This window comes from Hyphomicrobium sp. CS1GBMeth3 (genome assembly GCF_900117455.1).
Classification (GTDB): domain Bacteria; phylum Pseudomonadota; class Alphaproteobacteria; order Rhizobiales; family Hyphomicrobiaceae; genus Hyphomicrobium_C.
Genome location: NZ_FPHO01000003.1, coordinates 213,395 through 233,752, shown reverse-complemented (window position 1 = coordinate 233,752; position 20,358 = coordinate 213,395). Strand labels below are relative to the sequence as shown.

The window sequence follows — 20,358 nt, the reverse complement described above, 5'->3', positions numbered from 1 at the left end:
TGGTGCTCAGGCCGTTCATCCTCATCGGAGTTTTATCGGCGGCGACCGGGGCACTCGCGGAGCCTGTTCCTCTCGGTGGCGATGCCCTCGCGGATACCGTTTCCGGCTCGGTGGTCGAGATCGACACGCCGCTCGGCACCAAAGTCCCCATGCGCTTCGGAAAAGATGGCCTCGTGTCGGCGGAAGCCGGCGTGCTGGCGCCTGTTCTCGGCTCCGCGAAGGACCGCGGGCGCTGGTGGGTGGACGGCGAGAAACTCTGCACCAAATGGTTCCGCTGGTTTGAAGCGCAGCCGCGCTGCCTGACGATCCGTCAGGAGGGTGCGAAGATTTACTGGCGCAAGATCGACGATGGAGAAACCGGGACCGGGACGCTCGTCAACTGGTCTCCGCCTGAGCAGAAGCCTACCGTGGTGGCCAAGGCCGAGCCAGAGCCGCTCAAGAAGGCGCCTGCTCCCAAGCAAGAAGAGCCGGCGGCCCGCGAGGAAGCTCCGCCGCGCCAGGAAGAGAAGGTTGCGGTGCTGTCCGCCCCGGAGGCTCCGGCGGCGGAGGTGGTGCAGCCTGAGCCCGATTTTGCCCCGATGGTTGTCGCGCGTGCGGAGGAGCCTGCGGAGGCTTCCCAGCCGGCGCGGGAAGACGGCGTCATCATGCATTTCGGTGGTGCCGGTTTGCTAGAGGCTTCGACACGCGTCGGGGATGACGCAGGCGCGTCCGCTCAGCAGCCGCTGCAGGAAATCATTCCGGCTCCGAAACGTCCTGCGGTGCAGGCTCGCGAAGCAGCCAAGGCGACCCCCAAGGCCAGTCCTGAGACGGCGCCCGCGACGAGCACCAAGGTTGCCGTACAGCGACGCGTCCGCGAGACACAGCCTACCGCGCCGAAGCGCCTCGCGAGCGCGACGGCGACCGGTTGGGGTGGTGGCGAGGCTACGGCTGGGGCCAGCCGGACGACCCTTTACCGGGTGACCGGCGTGCATCGCTCGGATGTGCTCAACGTGCGGCGGGGACCGTCTGAGCAGCATGCGCAGATCGGCTCCATTCCGCCAACCGGCCGCAAGGTGAAAATCACCGGGCAGTGTCGCGCGGACTGGTGTCCCATCCAGTATGGGCGCGTCACCGGTTGGGTGAACAGCTTTTATCTCGCAGAAGAGAACTCGCGTCAGAGCTCCGCCAGCGAAGTCTACATCGCTCGGCCCTGAGTAGCTGCGCACCGCGCGCTCAACCCGCTCCATAACCTCCTGAAAACGATGTGATCGCGTCGCGGTGTGACGGGTTCGGGGTGTCCCTTTCGGGAACCTTACGGACCGTCGCGTTGTTGCGCGCTCATAGGGTCGGACGGAGACCTCACATCGTCTCCGCAAAAACAAAAAAAGGAGTTGGAGATGAACAAGCCGACCCTTGGCCTCGCTGCACTGGTGATTATGAGCGGTGCAACGTTGGCCGTCGCCCAAGACGGGCCTGGCGAGAGGATGCCGGGGCCTGCACAAGGGCTTGAGCGCGGTCCTGCATCCGATGGACCGCGTGGTGATGGGCCTCGCGCGGATGGTCCTGGTGCAGGTGCCGTTCGAGAAGGCGCTGGAGACGGTGTGCGTGAGCGTGGCCGTCGCGCTGAAGGTCCGAACCCAGCGGCGCGGACAGATCCGCCCAAAGGTGAGCCAAGCGGCGCAAAGCGCGAAGATGGCTCGGCGGGTCGCGATGGCGACCGCAAAGTTCGTCAGCAGTCCTCCGACACCGACAAGGGCGCAAAGCGCGAGAAGCGCGATACCTCGCGGGCGGATGACGCGGCGAGCAAGAGAGACGCTAGGGGCAAGTCGGACGACGCATCGGGCAAGAAGGACGCCAAGGCAAAGTCCGATACTGAGCGCGGCGACCGTCAGCGGGCAAAGGCAGAGCGCGGCAAGGATGCCGATGATCCTGAGCGGGCTGCAAAGTCCGATGCATCCGATAAAGCCAGTGGGCGCGACAAGGACCAAGCGCGGCAGGCCGAACGCGGCCGCGCTGCAGAGGGCGACCGCACGGCGCCCGAGCAGGTACGCAAGGCAGATCTCTCGGGTGACAAGCGCGAACGGGTTGGTGCCGCGTTGCGGGGCGACCGCGAGTTGAAGCGGCGCACGGATGTCGACATCGACATCTCTGTGGGCACTCGTCTGCCCCGCGATTGGGATTACGTGCCAGTGCCGGTGGCCGTGATCGAGATCGTGCCCGAATATCGAGGTTATATGATCGTGTATGTCGAGGACGAGTACGTCATCACCGATCCGGTGACGTACGAGGTCGTTGCCGTGCTGCCAGCTGAAGGCGGCCCGCGCTATGCCGGTGGCGGAGGTGGCGGCGCCGAGCACTGCTCGGAGACGCTGACGCTCACCGACGACGAGCGCGACTACATCGTGCGGTCGATTCAGATAACGGATGAGGTCGACGTGTCCGACATCACCGTCGGCTGGTCGGTGCCGGGCGAGATCGAGCTCAAGACCTTCCCGGAACCGATTGTCGAGCGCTCGGGCGAGCTCGCAGCGTGCCGGTATTTCATCTCCGATGATCAGATCGCAATTGTCGATCCGGAAGAGGACACCGTGGTGCTGCTGATCGAGCACGACGATTGAGCAACAGGCTGTCCGGGTGGCGGCGGACGTGCCGCCACCCGGAAGCGTGAAGAAGCAAGGAGGCCTCGATGCCTCAGAAGAAACCAATGGCGCGACGCAAATCCCGCTATGCGGTGCGGCGTGACGCAAAACGGAAATGGTCTGCGGACGTGACGCGCAAAAGCGATGCGCTCGATCTTGAAGAAAATGTATTCAAGAAGTCGAATCCCGCCGAGATCGCGCAATCTCTCAAGCGATCCGCGGAGCACAGCTCGCGTCGCAAGAGTGAGCCCTATCGCTCGGCGATGTCTATGCTGACGTTCTTCATCAATCGCGCAGGCTCCTCGCTGTCGCGTCATCGCCAGCATGTTCTCGAGCGAGCGAAGGGGGAGCTTAGAAAGGCATTCGGGAGAGAGACGTGATGACCCAAGCGGCTGCCGCGCTTGCCCGCATACGCCTCGAGGCGCTCGGTTGCGAGCGCTGTCCGCTCTACCGTAACGCGACGCAGACCGTGTTCGGCGAAGGGCCGGTTCCGGCATCGGTCATGCTTGTTGGCGAGCAGCCGGGTGACCGCGAAGATATCGAAGGCCATCCGTTCGTGGGGCCGGCAGGACGTGTTCTCGACAAGGCACTCGCGGCAGCGGGCTTCGACCGCACCGACGTCTACGTGACCAACGCGGTCAAGCACTTCAAGAACGAGCCGCGCGGAAAGCGGCGCCTGCACAAGCGTCTGACGGCGGGCGAAATCGATGTCTGCAAGGTATGGCTTGAGTCCGAGATCAAGCTCGTTCGCCCGAAGGCGATTGTCGCTCTCGGCGCCAGTGCCGCGCGGGCCCTTCTCGGGCGGCCGGCCGGCATCGAAGCCTTGCGGGGTAAAACGTTGGCGTTCGGCGAGGCGCAGTCGCTGTTTGTCACCATTCATCCGTCGCTGTTGCTCAGGATGCCCGATCGCGCGTCGCGCGAAGAAGGGTTCGAGCGCTTCGTGCAAGATCTCGCGCGGGTCGTGTCGGCGATCAGATCCAGTGAGACCCGGAAAGCGTCGCGGCGTGTGACCTTGCGGAACTCCGCGCAGCCCGCGGGTTTTTCCGTGCGATGAACGAAGTGCTCAAATATCTGGGTCAGATGCTGCGGCGCACGTACGGGACAATCGTACAGACGCCGATGCCGTGGCGCATGATCGACAAGTTGGCCGCTCTAGAAGAGAGCGAAGAGAAGAACACCCCGCTTCCATCCGCGTCACAGAAGGATCGCGCAGAACCGCAACGCCGCTCGCAGCGAGATTGATCCAGCGCATTGCCGCCACATTTGATTGGTGGTTAGGATCGCTTGGATTTTGGGAAGGGGGGCTCGCGTGCGCACTGTGTTTGCATCCATTCTTGCGACTATGTTTGTTCTCGATGCAACTGCCGCCGCCGCGGCCGGCTCGCTCCAGAAGTCTCTTATGAAGCTCGAGCCCGAGGAGCGCGCTCATCAGGCTTGCGTCATCAAGGGGCTCGAGGCCGTGCGGCGTGACAAGCGCCTTAAAGCCGCCGATAGGTTGATGCCGGACACGTTTCGGCGCGCTCGTTTCGAAGGCAATATGGTCTCGGCAAAGGGCGCTGCCGTGCGGGCCAAGGAGCACTGGTACGCGCTATCGTTCGAGTGCACGGTGTCTGATGACCAGACGCGAGCTTTGGCGTTTAGCTACAAGCTTGGTGATGAGATTCCACCCGAAGAGTGGGAAAATGCTGGCCTCTGGAAGTGAGCTGCGGCTTCGTCAGGTGGCGTCGCGCGGGGCGCGAGCGAGCAGGTCGCGCAGCATCTCGACGACCCGCAGGGCGGGCTCGCGTCCCCCGCACTGGATGCTGATGCGGGCGCCCTCGAACAACAGGAACACCTCGTCGGCAAGCAGCTCGGGATTGTGGTAACGCGAGTCCCGGAACAACTCTACGAGGTGGCTCCGCTTGCGCCGCTTGTAGTCCTCGATGACGGTTCGAGCCGGGTGGTCCGCCTGGAGCTCCACCGCCGCATTGGCTAGCGCGCAACCGCGCTCGGCGCTGCTGGTCAGGATCTCTTCGACATGGTCCACCCAGGCGTTGAGGCGCTTTCCTGGATCGTCAGGAAACGTCGTCGCAAGGCGCTTCCAGAGGGCGTCGCCGTCCTCGGCCAGTCCACGCGCGTAGGCAACGACCAGTTCGTCCTTCGACTTGAAATGACGATAGAGCGTCATTTTATTGGTCTGAGCTGCTTCCGCGATCAGCTCGACCCCAACGGCGTGCACCCCATGGCGATAGAACAGCTCGCGGGCAACGGTCAGGATACGCTCCCTCGGGGGGATCGGGGTTGAATCTGCGTCAGATTTGCTCGGCGTCTCGGCCAGGGCCTTGCTCATCGCATCTTGACTGCTATGTTACCGCTCAGTACTCATCAGGGTGTTACCGGTCAGTACCGCCCCTTGTATCTAGGATAGTTCAGGCGTCATATCAATCTCACCCACGCAAGGTTCGTAGTCTGATTCTCGGATTTTCGATCCCTGCGCAACACTTTTGCTCAAATCCTGATCTCAAACAGGAGCGTGACGTGATCTCGAGTTCGTGCGCTGGAGGGTTTATGCAACTCAGTGGCTTCCGTCCCGCTGTTGCGGCTGCTTTGTTATTTGTGCTGCCCCTCGCGGCTTGTGGCGATGCGCCACAGCAGACACAGGCTGCCCCTCCTGCGCCGAAGGTGACCGTCGCCAAGCCGGTCCGCAAGCTTGTCTCCGATTATGACGAGTATGTGGGCCGGTTCGTGGCGCTGGACTTCGTGGAAGTGCGGGCGCGTGTGTCGGGCTATCTCGATCAGATCCATTTCGTGGACGGGCAGCTCGTCAAGGAGGGCGACAAGCTCTTCACGATCGACCGGCGCCCGTTCGAGGCATCGCTCGAGCAGGCCAAGGCCGCGTTGGAGCAGGCGCGCGCAAACTTGGCCTTTGCAGAAGCTGACCTCAAGCGCGGATCGCATCTCGTTCCTGGAACCTCCATTACGCAGCAGACGCTCGACCAGCGGACGCAGGCGAAGCGCGTGGCCGAGGCCTCGGTCATGTCGCAGGAAGCTGCTTTGAAGCAGGCAGAGCTCGATTTGCAGTTCACCGAGCTCAAGGCGCCGATCTCGGGGCGCATCGGTGATCGCCGCGTGTCGATCGGAAATCTGGTGACCGGAGGAGCCACCGGGACCACGACGCTGCTTGCGACGGTGGCCTCCGTCGATCCGATCCGCTTCGAGTTCACGATGGATGAGGCGTCCTACCTGCGCTACCTCAACGCCGCGACGGCACAGGCCTCCAGCAGCGCGAACCGCGGCATGTCGCTGCCTGTGAAGCTCAAGCTCATCGACGAGGACAAGTTTATCCATGAGGGCAAGATCGATTTCGTCGACAACGCGATCGATCGCTCGTCGGGCACCATCCGCGCGCGCGCCGAATTCAAGAATTCGGACGGCAAGCTGACGCCAGGCATGTTCGGGCGCATTCAGATCACCATCGCACCGCCTGAGATGGCACTTCTGGTTCCGGACAGCGCCATCGGAACGGAGCAGGTCCGAAAGTTCGTGTTTGCGGTCTCGGAGGATCAGGTGGCCAACCCGAAATACGTGACACTCGGGCCGGTGGTCGACGGGCTGCGCGTCGTCACGGGGCTCGACGCCAACGACACCGTGGTCGTCAACGGGCTGATGCGCGTGCGGCCAGGCGTAAAGGTCGCGCCTGAAACGGCAACGGCTACCAGCGATTCCAAAGATCAGGTCGTCGGTACGAACTGACATCCTTTTCGGTGCTTACGCGGCGGGCCGGCCGGTTCCGCCGCGTAAGAGACCCAGGCTGCAGGACAAAATTCCATGCGCATGTCGCACTTCTTCATCGACCGGCCGATCTTTGCGGCTGTGATCTCAGTCGTGCTCATTATTGTGGGCGGGGTTTCGCTCGAGCGCTTGCCGATCGCGCAGTATCCGGAAATCGCGCCGCCGGTCGTCAACGTCACCGGACAGTATCCGGGCGCCAGCGCCGAGGTTGTGGCCAACACCGTCGTTGCTCCGCTTGAACAGCAGATCAACGGCGTCGAGAACATGCTGTACATCTCGTCGAATTCGACGGGTGACGGTCGGTTCTCGATCGCAGTGACTTTCGACCTCGGTACGGACCTCGATACCGCGCAGGTGCAGGTGCAGAACCGCGTGGCGATCGCGCAGCCGCGTCTGCCGTCGGACGTGCGCAACATCGGCGTCACGGTGGCCAAAGCCTCGCCTGACCTGATGATGGTCGTGCATCTGCTGTCGCGCGACCAATCTCGAGACACGCTGTTCATCTCCAACTACGCCAGCGTCAACGTCGTTGACGTTTTGAGCCGCGTTCACGGCGTCGGCTCGATCACGGTGTTCGGCAGCCGTGACTACTCCATGCGCGTGTGGCTCGATCCCGACAAGCTGCAGTCTCTTGCGCTGACGTCCGGCGACGTCGTGACGGCGCTGCAGAGACAGAACGTGCAGGTTGCGGCAGGTATTCTCAACCAGCCGCCGATCGAACAGCCAGGCGCGTTCCAGATCTCGGTGCAGACGCAGGGCAGGCTTGCCGATCCGGATCAGTTCGGTGAGATCATTGTCAAGCAGAGCGGCGACGCCGTGGTGCGCCTCAAGGACGTGGCGCGGGTGGAGCTCGCGGCGCTCGATTATGGCGTGAACTCGTACCTGGATAAGAACCCAGCCATCGGTCTCGGTGTGTTCCAGCTGCCGGGCTCGAACGCCATGGACACCGCGGAGCGCATCAAAGCCGCGATGGCAGAGCTCTCGAAAAGCTTTCCGTCCGGCCTCGAATACGCGATCATCTACAACCCGACCGAGTTCATTCAACAGTCCGTCGACGCCGTCGTGCATACGATCCTGGAAGCGGTCGTGCTCGTCGTGCTTGTCGTGATCCTGTTCCTGCAGACTTGGCGCGCGGCCATCATCCCCATCGTGGCTATCCCGGTGTCGCTCATCGGCACCTTCTTCCTGATGGCGATGTTCGGCTTTTCTCTCAACAACCTGTCGCTGTTCGGCTTGGTGCTCGCGATCGGTATCGTCGTCGACGACGCGATTGTCGTGGTCGAGAACGTCGAACGAAACATGGCGAACGGGCTCAGTCCACGCGAGGCGGCCTACACGACGATGGAGGAGGTGGGCGGCGCGCTGATCGCGATCGCCCTCGTGCTCTCTGCCGTGTTCGTTCCGTCGGCCTTCATCACCGGCATCTCCGGGCAGTTCTATCAGCAGTTCGCGTTGACCATCGCCGGCGCGACGGCGATCTCGCTGCTCGTGTCCCTGACCCTGTCGCCGGCTCTTTGCGCGATGCTGCTCAAGCCGCACGCCGCGGGGGAGCACAAGAGCGGCGGGCTCCTGATGTGGCCGGTGCACGCATTCTTCCGGGCGTTCAACTGGAGCTTCGACAAGATGGCCGTCGGCTACGCCTGGATGGTGGGCCGACTGGTTCGCCTGGCGGTGGTCGTGCTCGTCGTTTACGTGGGCGTTCTTGCATTCGGCTTGAACGAGTTCCGCAAGACGCCCGTCGGCTTCATCCCCGGTGTCGACGGCGGCTATCTCATCACGGTGACGCAGCTTCCCCCTGCGGCGTCGCTCGCGCGCACCAACGAGGTCAACAGGCGCGCTGTCGAACTCGCGCTCGAGGTGCCGGGCGTAGCGCACGCCGTGAATATCGTCGGCTTCTCGGGTGCCACGCGTACCAACGCGCCGAACGCCGGCGCTGTGTTCGTGGTTCTGAAGCCGTTCGAGGAGCGCGCCAGAGATCCGAACCAATCCGCGCAGGCGATCCAGCAGGCGCTACTCGCCAAGTTCTCGACGATCCAGGATGCACAGGTTCTCGTCGTGCCGCCGCCGCCCGTTCGCGGCATCGGTAGTGCCGGCGGTTTCCGTATGATGATCCAGGATCGTGCGGGTGCAGGACCTGCGGCCCTGCAACAGGTGGTCATGGCCATGATGCAGCGGGCGAACCAGACACCAGGTCTGATGCAGGTCTACTCGCTGTTTGAGAACGCGACGCCGCAGCTTTATCTCGACATCGATCGCGTCAAGGCGGAGATGCTGGGTGTCAACGTGGCCGACGTCTTTGCAGCTTTGCAGACCTATCTCGGCTCGGCGTATGTCAACGACTTCAACCTGCTCGGACGCACCTTCCGCGTCACGGCGCAGGCCGACGGCGACTTCCGCGCCAATACCAAGGATGTGCTCAAGATCCGCGTGCGGAATGCAGCCGGCGACCCGGTTCCGCTCGGCACGTTCACGACCGTGCGCGACATCTCTTCGCCTTCGCGCGTGCCGCGCTACAATCTCTATCCGGCTGCCGAGCTCGACGGCTCGGCAGCGCCGGGCTACTCGCAGGGGCAGGCCATCCAGCTCATGGAGCAGATCGCGGCCGAGACGTTGCCGCAAGGCTTCGGCTTCGAGTGGACCGAGCTCGCCTATCAGCAGATCCGAGCCGGCAACACAGCGGCCTTCGCGTTCGCGTTGGGCGTCGTGTTCGTGTTCCTGGTTCTGGCTGCACAATACGAGAGTTTGACGTTGCCGATGGCGGTGATCCTCATCGTGCCGATGTGTCTCGTGGCCTCGATCGTCGGCGTTATCATGCGCGGCATGGACAACAACATTCTGACCCAGGTGGGCTTCATCGTGCTCATAGGTCTGGCCGCGAAGAACGCCATTCTGATCGTCGAGTTCGCGGCCCAGCTCGAGCATCAGGGCAAGAACAGGTTCGAGGCAGCCAAGGAAGCGGCACGGCTCAGAATGCGGCCGATTCTGATGACATCGCTGGCCTTCATCCTCGGCGTGGTCCCGCTGGTTTGGGCGGTCGGCGCGGGCGCGGAGCTGCGCCAGGCGCTGGGAACGGCCGTGTTCGCCGGCATGATCGGCGTCACGGTGTTCGGCCTCATCTTCACGCCGGTCTTCTATGTGGTCTGCCGGTGGCTGGGAGAGCTCTTCGCGCGGCGGCGCCCTGCCGCAAAGGAGCACCAGGCCCCCACTCCAGCCGAGTAGGCAGCGCACACAGATTTCGAAAAACAGCACAGGCCGGATCCCCGATCCGGCCTGTGCTGTAACGGAACCCATTCTGGCGTCTCAACGTTGAGGCGTCATGCGCCTCGCCCCTCAAGCAGAATTGCGCCCAGGCCGTCGTGTTTCTGGCGTCGTCCCGGCGCCAACTCCTGCTGACGATCCTGCAAGCCGGCTCTTTGCCACGCGCAAGCTGTCGCTCGAGCTCATCCGGCCGCTCAGCGCGGAGGACATGACCGTGCAGGCCATGCCCGACGCCAGCCCCACCAAATGGCATCTCGCGCACGTCACGTGGTTTTTCGAGACCTTCGTTCTGAAGCCGCATCTGCCGGGCTACCGTCTGTTCGACGAGACCTTCAACTACTGTTTCAACTCCTATTACGAGAGCCAGGGCGAGCGCCATCCGCGTCCGGCACGAGGGCTTCTGACCCGGCCTTCTGCAGGGCGCGTGCTCGACTATCGCGCACACGTCGATGAGGAGCTCGAGCGTCTGGTCCGGTGCGGGCTGGAGCCGGATGGTGAGCCCGCCCGGCTGGTCGAGATCGGCATCAATCACGAGCAGCAGCATCAGGAGCTTCTGCTTACCGACATTCTTGCGCTCTTTGCGGCCAATCCGCTGCGCCCTGCCTATCGGCCGCGGTCCAGAACGGCGGATATCGGTACGGCAGGCAGCCGCTCCTCTGACGAGGTTGCGTGGATCGACCATCCGGGCGGCGTGTTCGAGGTCGGCCACGACGGACGCGGCTTCGCGTGGGACAATGAAGCGCCACGGCACGAGGTGCTGGTACAACCGTTCCGCAATGCGGATCGGCTGGTCACGAACGGCGAGTGGCTCGCGTTCATGGCCGATGGCGGCTATCGCACGGCGTCGCTATGGCTCGCCGACGGCTGGGCGACGGTCAGTCGCGAGGGCTGGCAGAGCCCGCTCTATTGGGAGAACCGCGACGGAGACTGGCACATGATGACGCTCGAGGGGCTTATGCCGGTCGAGCCCGAGGCGCCGGTGTGCCACGTCTCCTATTTCGAGGCGGATGCGTTTGCGCGCTGGGCCGGTCAGCGGCTGCCGACGGAGTTCGAGTGGGAGATCGCGGCGTTCGGCCTCGCCGTTACCGGCAATACGCTCGGAACGCATGCGTTGCGGTCGCGGCCGGCCGCGCGGAGCGTGCCGGATGCGCCGCGACAGATGTTCGGCGATGTGTGGGAGTGGACGCAAAGCGCCTATCTGCCATACCCGGGGTACCGGCCTCCCGAGGGCGCCATCGGCGAGTACAACGGCAAGTTCATGGTTAGCCAGCAGGTGCTGCGCGGAGCCTGTTGCGTTACCCCGGATGGGCACTCGCGCGCGACGTATCGCAACTTCTTCTATCCGCACCAGCGCTGGCAGTTTGCCGGCGTGCGGCTCGCCGCGGAGGCGGTCTGATGCGCGCCGGAGCGGTTGCAATCTCGAATCTCGTGCGCGATCGCGAAAGCGGGGAGAGTGAGTTCGCCGCTGCTGTCGTGCACGGGCTTTCTCAGAAGCCGAAATCGCTGCCGTCCCGGTTCTTCTATGACGCGCGTGGTAGCGTGCTGTTCGAAATGATCACGCGGCTGCCGGAGTACTACCTGACACGGACGGAGACGGCGATCCTCGATGCGCACGCGACCGAGATGGTCGACGGGCTTCCCTCCCACGGCGTGCTGGTCGAGTTCGGATCCGGCTCTAGCCTCAAGACCGAGATCCTGCTCGCTGCGGCTCCGGCCGGCATGGCTTATGTGCCAATCGACGTTTCGGAGGCGGCGTTGGCAGATGCAGGCCACCGGCTTGTCCGACGTTTTCCGGAACTCGACGTGAGGCCGATCGTCGGAGACTTCTCGCGCCCGATCCGATTTCCTGCCGATCTGGTGAGGCGGCCGAAGCTCGGGTTCTTTCCCGGGTCGACGATCGGGAACCTGAGCCCTGCGAACGCTGTCGAACTGTTGAGCGGATTTGCTCGATCGCTCGGAGCAGACAGCCGTCTCATCGTCGGTGTCGATCTCAAGAAGGATGTGCAGCAGCTGGTCGCTGCATACAATGATCGCTTTGGCGTGACGGCGGCCTTCAACCTCAATCTGTTGGCGCGCATCAATCGGGAGTTGGGCGGGAGCATCGATCTCGCGACGTTCCGCCACGAGGCGCTTTATAATTCGAGCGAAGGGCGCATCGAGATGCATCTGGTCAGTTGGGTAGCGCAGGATATTCGCGTTGCCGGCCGCCATTTCCGCCTTGAGGCGGGCGATAGCATCCACACGGAGAACTCTTACAAGTACGCGATCGAGCAGTTTCGCGATGGCGCGCGTGCGGCCGGCTGGCATGCTACTCGCGTTTGGACAGATAAAGAGCAGCAGTTCAGCGTGCATGAGCTTGTGGCGATGCCGAAGGCGCCGGATTAATGCAGGCGGAGTTGATTGCGATCAATGCAATCAACCACCGAAAGCCGTATTCTTTTGGGTTCCTAATTTCTGAATTGTGTTTTTTATTTCTTCGCTTGGCGCGAAGCCGCATCGCATGCTCGTTTGACTTGTTTTTTCTCTCGACTCACACGAATGCTGCTTCCCGCTACCTAGGTGTGCCAAGCCTCAGACTTGGCTGGTAAAAATCTTCATGGCCGGCGTCAGTATAATGTTTTTGCGTGACATCTGAATGTGATGGCGGGGCCGGTTCTTATCTTTACTCCGTTTGTCCATTTCTGAAATGCGGGCGGCCTTGAGGCGATCCGGATTGGACTGGGAGAAGGTGACGTGAACTCAAATAGCTCGATTGGGGCCCGACTTGTATTTAATCAGATTGATGAGGACACTCGGTGCCTACTCAGAGAGTACAAGGGGTTCCTCGCCGCAGAGTTGCCCGGTGTTCTCGACGCCTTTTACGAACACCTCACCAAGTTTACGGAGACGGCAGCGTTCTTCAAAAGCCGCGACATGATGATGGGCGCGCGGGATGCGCAGCTGCGCCACTGGCAGACGATTCTCGATGCAAAATTCGACGGGACATACGAAGCCTCGATCAAGCGGAACGGCGAAACGCACCATCGCATCGGGCTCGATCCGCGCTGGTACATTGGCGGCTATAATGCGCTGCTCAATGGTCTCCTGCAGGCGATCGCACTCAGAATGCCGCAGGCGGCGGTTGGCTCGGATTGGAAAAACAAGGCAGCCCCGACAGATCGCAGGGTTCAGTTGCAGAGCGCCGTGCTGAAGGCCGCGATGCTCGATATGGATCTCGCCATTTCCGTGTATCTCGAGGCTGGGCGGCGCGAGCTAAACACGCTCGCGGGATCGGTCGTGGCGATGGCGGGTGACGTCGCGCAGACGGCTGCGGAGCTGGAACGTGCTGCCGAGGCGGTTTCGACCGCGGCGCGCTCGGCCACGGACCAGACGGCCGCCGTTGCCTCCGCCGCCGAGCAGGCCTCCGCCAACGTGCGCACCGTGGCCGCCGCGGCGGACGAGCTTTCGGCATCCGTGAAGGAGATTTCGCGGCAGGTCGCGGGCTCGACCGAGATCGCGGGGCGCGCGGTTTCGACTGCGGACAACGCCTCCGACAAGGTGCGCAGCCTGTCTCAAGCCTCGCAGACCATAGGCGACGTGGTGGAGTTGATCAGCAACATCGCGCGGCAGACGAACCTCTTGGCGCTCAACGCCACGATTGAGGCCGCCCGCGCCGGCGAGGCCGGTAAGGGCTTTGCGGTGGTTGCGCAGGAGGTGAAGTCGCTCGCCAACCAGACGGCGAAAGCCACAGCTGAGATCGGATCGCAGATCTATGCCATCCAGGGATCGACCGCAGACGCCGTGGGGTCGATCGGCAGCATCGGCGATATCATCGAATCCATCGACCAGATAGCGAACACCATTGCGGCGGCGGTGGAGGAGCAGGGCGCGGCAACGGTCGAGATCGCGCGTAACGTGCAGGAAGCGGCGCGCGGAACAGCCGACGTTGCCTCCAACGCGGTGGGGCTTTCCAACTCGGCGGAGTCGACCGGGTCGGCCGCGGCGCAGATGCTGGCGGCAGCAAAGCGGCTGGGTGCGCAGGCCGAGGAGCTCAAGAGAACCGCGCAGAGCGTCGTCTCCGACAAGGCGGCGTGAGGGCGTTTTTATTGGCTCAGCTATTGCCCCGCGAGGGCGCGTCGTGCCTGCTCGAACGTGTGCTCGAGCGTTTGCCCGGCGTCGATCCGCGCCCACGAGATCGGGCCTGGATCGCGCTCCACCTGGGCGCGCACGACGGCGGCGTCGGAGTCCGAGGCGTCGCCCTTGCGGGCTTCGACGCGGGCGATTTGCGTCTCGAGCGAGGCCTCCAGCCATAGCCCCGCGAAGCGGGCACCTGTCGTCGACGCGATGGCGGCGATGCTGTCGCGCTCCTGCGATTTCACGGACACGCCGTCGAAGATGATGCTGTGGCCGGCGGCGAGGGCGTGCTCCGCCTTCTTGTAGAGCGTCCCGTACACGCGGTCGGAGACCTGCTCGGAGTAATGCTCAGGCGAAAGTCGTTCGGTCTCGGGCTTGGCGAACATGCGTTTGCGCTCGACGTCCGTGCGCAGCACGAGTGCGCCAGGCGGTGGCTCGAGGTCCGGGGCGAGACGTGCTGCGAGGGTTGATTTGCCGGTGCCGGAGAGACCGCCGATGGCGATCAAGGTCGGTCTCGCGGGCGTCAAATAGCGGTTGGCGGCGCTAAGGTAGGACACGGCGCGCGCGATGTGCGCTGTGGTCTCGCCGTGGGATTTCTGGCGCGCGCTTTCGAGAGCCACGAGGCCGCGGATGGCGGCGCGTGTCGCGAGAAAGAGCGGGAGGGCGGCCAGTCCATCGATCTCGCCGCCGGTCGGCTCGGCGCCGACGTAGGTGTTGAGCACGATGTTGGCGGCGGCCCGGTCGCCGCGCACGTCGAGATCCATCAACAGAAAGGCCAAGTCGTAGAGGACGTCGATGGTGGCAAGGCGCTCGTCGAATTCGAGCGCGTCGAATGGGATGACTCGGCCCGCCAACAGAACGATGTTACCGAGGTGCAGATCTCCGTGGCAGCGGCGCACGTGGCCCGCCTGGCTGCGCGCATCGAGCAACGGCGCGAGACGCTCGACCTCTGCAAGGCTCAGGCGGCGAAACGCGTCGGTGAGCTGCTTCGTTTGCTCCGGGCTCGCCTGGACGAGGGACGCGGCGAGGTTGGCAACGGTGTCGTGCACGAGAGCGGCGCCTGAGATCCCCATGACCAGTGGCGCTGCGTGATGGTAGCGCGCGGTCATCTCAGCGAGCGCGCGGGCGGTTTCCCGCGGCAGGGGCCCCTGCTCCGCGACGTGGGCCAGGAGCTGGTCCTGTTCGAAGCGATGCATGACCAGCGCGGCGTCGACGGGGGTGCCTTCATCAAAGGCGAGCTTGCCGTCGGGCCGGCGGCCAATGGCCGTGAGGCCGATGTAGATCTCCGGCGCCTGGTCGCGGTTGAGCTCGAGTTCGCGAGCAAGCGCGCGCTGGCGCTCGGCCAGCGTGGTGAAGTCCAGGAAGGGCAGCTTGACGCGCTTCTTGACCTTGTAAGCCTTGTCGCCCGCGAGCACGACCACGGCGGCGTGCGTTTCGATGGTCTCGATCCGCTCCGGGTGATCCGGGTAGGAGGCCGGGTCGGTCAGAAACGCGACCAGCTCCGCCGCCGCGCGCTCGGGCTCGGCAAGATCTTGAGGGTGGCGTTCGTTCATCGCGGCGTTCCAATTGATAGGGAGGCCCGCTCCATGGCCCAAGTCCACAAAGCGAGCGGACTTACGCTATCCGTTTTGCGTGTTTTTGAGATACCAGCCCCACGGCTCGCTGCTCTGGTAGGCCGTGATCTGCTTCGGCTCAAGGAAGTTCATCAATCCCCAGGTGCCGAGCTCGCGGCCAACGCCGCTTTTCTTCATGCCACCCCATGGCGGCTCGAGGAAGTTGGGCTGCGAGCAGTTGATCCAGACGACGCCAGCCTCGAATCGATCGGCGACGCGCTCGGCACGTTCGATATCCTTGGTCATGACCGCGGCGGCGAGGCCGAACTCGGTTGTGTTGGCGAGATCGAGCGCGTGGTTCTCGCTGTCGAACGCGGCGACGGACAGAATGGGTCCGAAGATTTCCTCCTTCCAGATGCGAGCGTCGGCGGGGACATCGGTGAAAATGGTTGGCTCGACGAAGTAGCCGGCGTTGAAGCCGGCGGGGCGGCCGCCGCCTGTCACGAGCGTTGCCTCGCGTTTGCCGACCTCCATGTAGCCCAGCACCTTGTCGTATTGCGCGCGGCTGACCAGCGGGCCGAGTTGGACACCCTCGGTCATGCCGTCGCCGATGACGATTTTCCTGGCCTCCTCGGCTAGGCGCTCGACGAGGCGTGGCGCGATGCTGCGCTCGGCGATGAGGCGGGAGGTGGCGCTGCAGACCTGGCCCTGGTTCCAGAAGATGCCGAACATCACCCACTCGACGACCTGATCGAGGTCGGCGTCGGCGAAGACGACGATGGGCGATTTGCCGCCAAGCTCGAGGCTGAGACTCTTGACATCCTGCGCAGCGGCGGTGGCGACGGCGATGCCGGTCGGTACGGACCCCGTGAAGGCGAGCTTGCTGACGTCGGGGTGAGCCGCGAGGGGCGCGCCTGCGTCGCGGCCGAGGCCGGTGACGACGTTGACGACGCCGGGCGGAACGCCGGCCTCGTGGCAGATGCGTGCCAGCTCGAGCGCGGAGAGTGGCGTGTATTCCGAGGGCTTCAGAACCAGCGTGCAGCCGGCTGCGATGGCGGGTGCAACTTTCCAGGCTGCCATCAGCAGCGGATAATTCCACGGCACGATGAGGCCGGCGACGCCGGCAGGGACGTATTTGACGCGCGTTGAAAAACGGGCGTCCGGTACAGCGATCGGCTCGCCCTGGCGCGCGTCCAATTCCTCGGCGTAGGTGGCGTAGAGGTTGAAGCAATAGATTGTGTCGGCGATGTCGCCTTCAGCCTCCGCGAGCGGCTTGCCGTTATCTTCCACCTCGAGGCGCGCGAGGCGGTCCTTCTCGGCTTCAATGCCCGCCGCGATGGCGCGCAGAAGTGCGGCGCGTTCGCGCCCCGTGGTGCGTCCCCATGGACCTTTTCCTGCGCGTTTTGCGGCGGCTACCGCGCGGTCGATGTCGGTTGCGCTGCCGGCTGCGATGGCGGCGAAGGGGCGCTCGGTCGCGGGATTTATGACATCGAGCGTGCCACCCTGAGCGGCGTCGACCCAGGCGCCATCGATGAACAGCTTCGGCTCCATGCGTATCCTTTCGAAGTGTAGGGCTATGCGAGAGCGGCGGCGAAAGCCTCGAGGAAGATGTCGGCGTGCTTGCGCCGGAAGGCGAGGGGCGGGCGGATCTTGAGCACGTTGCCGAACTTGCCGGCGGTGCCGATCAGCACATTGCGCTCGCGCATGGCGTTGACGAGCAGCTCGGCTGCGGCCTGGTCCGGCGCGCCGCTGTCCGGGTCGGACACGATCTCGACGCCGATATAGAGACCGGAACCGCGCACGTCGCCAATCGACGGGTGCGTTTTCGTGAATGCCGCGAGGCTGTCGCGCAGGTAGGTTCCGGTTTCGAGCGCGTTTTGCTGCAGGTCTTCGTTGGCAATCGTTTCGAGCACGGCAAGGCCGGCGGCTGCCGCGACCGGGTTGCCGCCGAAGGTGTTGAAATACCCGTTGCGGCTGCCGAAGCTGGCCAAGAGGTCCGGCCGGATGGCGACAGCACCCATGGGGTAGCCGTTACCCATCGGCTTGCCCATGATGGCCATGTCCGGAACGATGCCGTGGCGCGCAAAGCCCCACGTGGCTTCGCCCGTGCGTGCAAAGCCCGGCTGCACTTCGTCGGCGATGAACAGGCCGCCCGCGTCGCGGATCGCGGCCACGGCCCCCGTGAGGAAGCCGGGATCGCCCGGGAAAATGCCGTCGCTCGAGAAGATAGTGTCGGCGATCAGAGCGGCGGGGGCGAGGCCGCGGCCGTGCAGGGTCTCGATGGCGTCGCGGACGTCGGCTGTAAAGCGCGCGCCAAGCCCCTCGGTGCCGCCGCGGTAGGTGTCGGGTGCGGGTACGAGCACCACGTGCGGTGGGAGCGGCTCGGTCGTGGCGGAGGAGGGCGAGACCTGCGTCACCGCGAGCGTGTTGCCGTGGTAAGCGTTCTCGGTGGCGATCAGCCCCGTGCGGGCCGTCAGGCTGCGGGCGATGCGGATCGCAAGATCGGCGCTCTCGCTGCCCGTGCAGGTGAAGACGATGTTCGAGATTTCCTCAGGCATGGTTGCAAGAAGGCGCTCGGCGTAGGCGTAGACGCCTTCGTGCAGATAGCGCGTGTGCACGTTCAGAATGCCGATCTGCCGGCTGACGGCCTCCGTGACGGCGGGGTGGCAATGCCCGATCGAGGGAACATTGTTGTAGGCGTCGAGGCAGCGCGTGCCATCGGCCTCGATGAGCCAGACGCCTTCGGCGCGCACGACGTGCAGCGGACGCTTGTAGAACAGCATCGAGGTGGGGCCGAACGTGGCGCGGCGGCGTCGGACCAGTGCCGCCGCGGCTGGGTCGAGCGAGTCGGCGCCGCTCTTCATATCGAAGGCGTTCAGCTCAAGGATCTTTTGCGTTCCAGTCACGGTACCTCCGCTGGGCCGCGTCAACACCAGCATGTTTCTCGCACGAGAACGTTGCAGCGAATGCGGGCCTCCGTCAAACTCGAAACCGTGTCATTCATTCGGGGGTATCGCATGCTGACTTCGATTGCAGGCCGGTCGGTCATCGTCACGGGCGGAAGCAAGGGCATCGGCAAGGGGATCGCGAAGGTCTTCGCGAAAAACGGCGCCAAGGTGCTCGTGGTGTCGCGAACGCTGTCCGATGCCGAGGCCACGGCCGAGGAAATCAAGGCGGCTGGCGGCACCGCATCCGGCATTGCTGCCGACGTCACGAAGTTGGACGATACTCAGGCGATGGCGGAGGCGGCGCAGTCGCGTCACGGTGGGCTTGACGTGCTTTGTGCCAACGCCGGCATCTTCCCGCAGGGCACGATCGAAGAGCTTTCGCCCGAGGATTGGGATCAGGTATTGGACACCAACCTCAAGGGGACGTTCCTGTCGCTCAAGGCTTGCCTGCCGGGGCTCAAGGCGTCGGACCAAGGGCGCGTCGTGATCACGTCGTCGATCACGGGGCCGGTCACCGGCTTTCCGGGGTGGACGCATTACGGTGCCAGCAAGGCCGGCCAGCTCGGCTTCCTGCGCACGGCATGCCTCGAGCTTGCGAAGTACAAGATCACCGTCAACGCCGTGCTGCCGGGCAACATCAAGACGGAGGGGTTGATCGCGCTTGGCGAGGAGTATCTGCAGTCGATGGCGCAATCGATCCCGCTCAAGGCGCTGGGCGAGGTCGAGGATATCGGCTACGCGGCGCTGTTCCTCGCGTCGAAGGAAGCGGCCTACATCACCGGGCAGACGATCATCGTCGACGGCGGCCAGATCCTGCTTGAGAGCCTGGATGCGTTGAAGTGAGAGGACGTGCTGCTCAGGCCCTCCTCACCGGGCCGCGTCATGGACGCGGCCGACCTCTCCCCAACGGGGAGAGGTGAAGAAGTACCGTCCCCTCGCGCAAACTCCGCCTCTCTCGGAGGGTGAGGGCGCTAGCCAAAGCGGGAAAGGTAGCGCTCGCACAGCGGCACCGTGCCTTGGGTGTAGGCGACGCCCATGGAGCGGGCGAGGTCTGTGTCGGCATGCGAGCCGATCCAAGCGACGAGCAGGATCCGGCGCAGCATGACGAAGGTCGGAATCTCCGCCTCTTCCTCGGGCGAGAGGCTGCGGAAGCGGCGGTAGCCGCGTATCCAGGCCCCGATCAGGTCGGGCACCTCGGGCGCGTCTTCGAAAAACGAAACCGTCGTGGCGCAGTCGTAGAGGAACCACGAGAAACCGCAGTCGTCGAAGTCGATGACCTTTACCGCGTCGCCGTCCATCAGGAGATTGGCGAGGCGCATGTCGCCGTGCACGAGGCCGAAGACGTCGGGCCCGGTGCCGAAGCGGGCAAGGCGGCGCTCGATCACGGCGACCGTCTCGGCCAAAACCGCCTCGATCTCAGGCGTGAGCCCCATGCCGTCGCGCCATCTGCCCCAGTGCGGGGTGGCGCCGAGGCTTGTGTCGAAATTCCAGGTGTGGCGCTCGAACCAAGGTGGCGGCGTCCATCCGCGCACGTGGGCATGCATGCGGGCCGCGGTTTCGCCAAGTTTTTCGAAGCCCGCGGCATCGTTGGCGGCGGGCTCTGCTCCGCTCTCCCATTCAAACAGCACGACGTTGCGCGGGTTGCTGAGCCGGTCCCCTGTCACGGTCTGGATCAATTCGCCGTCGCGGCCCGTCAAGGGGCTCGGGACGTCGGCAGCGCCATCTTTCTTCAGCGCCGCCAGCCAGGCCAGCTCGGACGCGATGGCGGTCGGCGAATGATAGCCCTCGCGGTGGATGCGCAGCGCCCAGCGGCCACCGTCCGGGGCGTCCAATCGGTAGGTGACGTTCTCGGAGATGTTGATAAGGGTCGGCGTGACGCTGTCAGCTAGCGGAAAGCGCCGGATAGCCTCCATGGCCAGTTGATCGAGCGTTTGCGTTGGGTCGGCAGTGTCCACCCGTCTGTCCCCCGTCCCTGTGTGTTCCAAATGCTTCGGCCTCGCCTTGGCGACGGCCACACTGTAGAACCGATCAGGCAAAAGGTCAGAGGTCAACCCGTCAAAATTGCAGTACGATGAAGGGCAAACGCAAACTAGGCGC

General features: G+C 64.2%; 17 protein-coding genes. 12 read left to right on the top strand and 5 right to left on the bottom strand.

Annotation, left to right across the window (positions count from 1 at the left end; translation table 11 throughout):
- Positions 1–2 precede the first annotated feature (2 nt).
- The 6 genes from CS1GBM3_RS08425 (at position 3) to CS1GBM3_RS08400 (ending at position 4,320) form a co-directional block, all read left to right on the top strand.
- Entirely contained in the window at positions 3–1,193 is a 1,191-nt protein-coding gene (locus CS1GBM3_RS08425; RefSeq protein WP_139247856.1) for an SH3 domain-containing protein, read from the top strand.
- Between the two features lie 183 nt (positions 1,194–1,376).
- Positions 1,377–2,597 (top strand): DUF1236 domain-containing protein, encoded by a 1,221-nt coding sequence (locus CS1GBM3_RS08420; protein ID WP_139247855.1) that lies wholly within the window; start codon positions 1,377–1,379, stop codon positions 2,595–2,597.
- Between the two features lie 86 nt (positions 2,598–2,683).
- On the top strand, positions 2,684–2,998 hold the full coding sequence (locus CS1GBM3_RS08415; RefSeq protein ID WP_348533609.1) for a DUF3175 domain-containing protein: 315 nt from the start codon (positions 2,684–2,686) through the stop codon (positions 2,996–2,998).
- Positions 2,998–3,672: a UdgX family uracil-DNA binding protein gene (locus CS1GBM3_RS08410; RefSeq protein WP_072394417.1), complete on the top strand. Its 675-nt coding sequence runs from the start codon at positions 2,998–3,000 to the stop codon at positions 3,670–3,672. Before CS1GBM3_RS08415 ends, CS1GBM3_RS08410 begins: the two co-directional genes overlap by 1 nt.
- Positions 3,669–3,860 carry a hypothetical protein gene (locus CS1GBM3_RS08405; protein ID WP_072394414.1) on the top strand — a complete coding sequence of 64 codons (192 nt, stop codon included), beginning with the start codon at positions 3,669–3,671 and terminating at the stop codon, positions 3,858–3,860. The genes CS1GBM3_RS08410 and CS1GBM3_RS08405 overlap by 4 nt, the downstream gene beginning before the upstream one ends.
- A 67-nt stretch (positions 3,861–3,927) precedes the next feature.
- Positions 3,928–4,320, top strand: a complete 393-nt coding sequence (locus tag CS1GBM3_RS08400; RefSeq protein ID WP_244534596.1) for a DUF930 domain-containing protein — start codon at positions 3,928–3,930, stop codon at positions 4,318–4,320.
- Positions 4,321–4,332: 12 nt separating this feature from the next.
- Here the strand turns inward: CS1GBM3_RS08400 and CS1GBM3_RS08395 are convergent, their stop codons facing one another.
- Entirely contained in the window at positions 4,333–4,947 is a 615-nt protein-coding gene (locus tag CS1GBM3_RS08395; RefSeq protein WP_072394408.1) for a TetR/AcrR family transcriptional regulator, read from the bottom strand.
- A 218-nt stretch (positions 4,948–5,165) separates the two neighbouring features.
- On the opposite strand from CS1GBM3_RS08395, the gene CS1GBM3_RS08390 reads away from it, so the two are divergent.
- From CS1GBM3_RS08390 to CS1GBM3_RS20250, 5 genes are all read left to right on the top strand, one after another.
- Positions 5,166–6,350, top strand: a complete 1,185-nt coding sequence (locus tag CS1GBM3_RS08390) for an efflux RND transporter periplasmic adaptor subunit (RefSeq protein WP_072394405.1) — start codon at positions 5,166–5,168, stop codon at positions 6,348–6,350.
- Between the two features lie 75 nt (positions 6,351–6,425).
- On the top strand, positions 6,426–9,608 hold the full coding sequence (locus CS1GBM3_RS08385) for an efflux RND transporter permease subunit (RefSeq protein ID WP_072394402.1): 3,183 nt from the start codon (positions 6,426–6,428) through the stop codon (positions 9,606–9,608).
- Positions 9,609–9,705: 97 nt separating this feature from the next.
- The gene (egtB, locus tag CS1GBM3_RS08380; RefSeq protein WP_083567350.1) at positions 9,706–11,043 is read left to right on the top strand and encodes an ergothioneine biosynthesis protein EgtB; all 1,338 of its coding nucleotides are present in this window, start codon (positions 9,706–9,708) and stop codon (positions 11,041–11,043) included.
- A complete protein-coding gene (gene egtD / locus CS1GBM3_RS08375; protein WP_072394399.1) occupies positions 11,043–12,032 on the top strand; it encodes an L-histidine N(alpha)-methyltransferase in 990 nt (329 codons plus the stop codon). The genes egtB and egtD overlap by 1 nt, the downstream gene beginning before the upstream one ends.
- Before the next feature lie 348 nt (positions 12,033–12,380).
- On the top strand, positions 12,381–13,721 hold the full coding sequence (locus tag CS1GBM3_RS20250; RefSeq protein ID WP_072394396.1) for a methyl-accepting chemotaxis protein: 1,341 nt from the start codon (positions 12,381–12,383) through the stop codon (positions 13,719–13,721).
- A 20-nt stretch (positions 13,722–13,741) separates the two neighbouring features.
- Here CS1GBM3_RS20250 and CS1GBM3_RS08365 read toward each other — a convergent pair whose 3' ends face one another.
- The 3 genes from CS1GBM3_RS08365 to CS1GBM3_RS08355 all read right to left on the bottom strand — a co-directional run bounded on the left by CS1GBM3_RS08365 (position 13,742) and on the right by CS1GBM3_RS08355 (position 18,201).
- Positions 13,742–15,313: a bifunctional aminoglycoside phosphotransferase/ATP-binding protein gene (locus CS1GBM3_RS08365; RefSeq protein WP_072394393.1), complete on the bottom strand. Its 1,572-nt coding sequence runs from the start codon at positions 15,311–15,313 to the stop codon at positions 13,742–13,744.
- A gap of 66 nt (positions 15,314–15,379) precedes the next feature.
- Positions 15,380–16,864 (bottom strand): aldehyde dehydrogenase family protein, encoded by a 1,485-nt coding sequence (locus CS1GBM3_RS08360; RefSeq protein WP_072394391.1) that lies wholly within the window; start codon positions 16,862–16,864, stop codon positions 15,380–15,382.
- A 23-nt stretch (positions 16,865–16,887) separates the two neighbouring features.
- Positions 16,888–18,201 (bottom strand): aspartate aminotransferase family protein, encoded by a 1,314-nt coding sequence (locus CS1GBM3_RS08355; RefSeq protein ID WP_171946533.1) that lies wholly within the window; start codon positions 18,199–18,201, stop codon positions 16,888–16,890.
- A gap of 129 nt (positions 18,202–18,330) precedes the next feature.
- On the opposite strand from CS1GBM3_RS08355, the gene fabG reads away from it, so the two are divergent.
- Positions 18,331–19,104 (top strand): 3-oxoacyl-ACP reductase FabG, encoded by a 774-nt coding sequence (gene fabG / locus CS1GBM3_RS08350; protein ID WP_072397334.1) that lies wholly within the window; start codon positions 18,331–18,333, stop codon positions 19,102–19,104.
- 128 nt (positions 19,105–19,232) lie between these two features.
- Here the strand turns inward: fabG and CS1GBM3_RS08345 are convergent, their stop codons facing one another.
- Complete coding sequence (locus tag CS1GBM3_RS08345; protein ID WP_244534595.1) at positions 19,233–20,216, bottom strand: phosphotransferase enzyme family protein; 984 nt, start codon at positions 20,214–20,216, stop codon at positions 19,233–19,235.
- Positions 20,217–20,358: the final 142 nt, after the last annotated feature.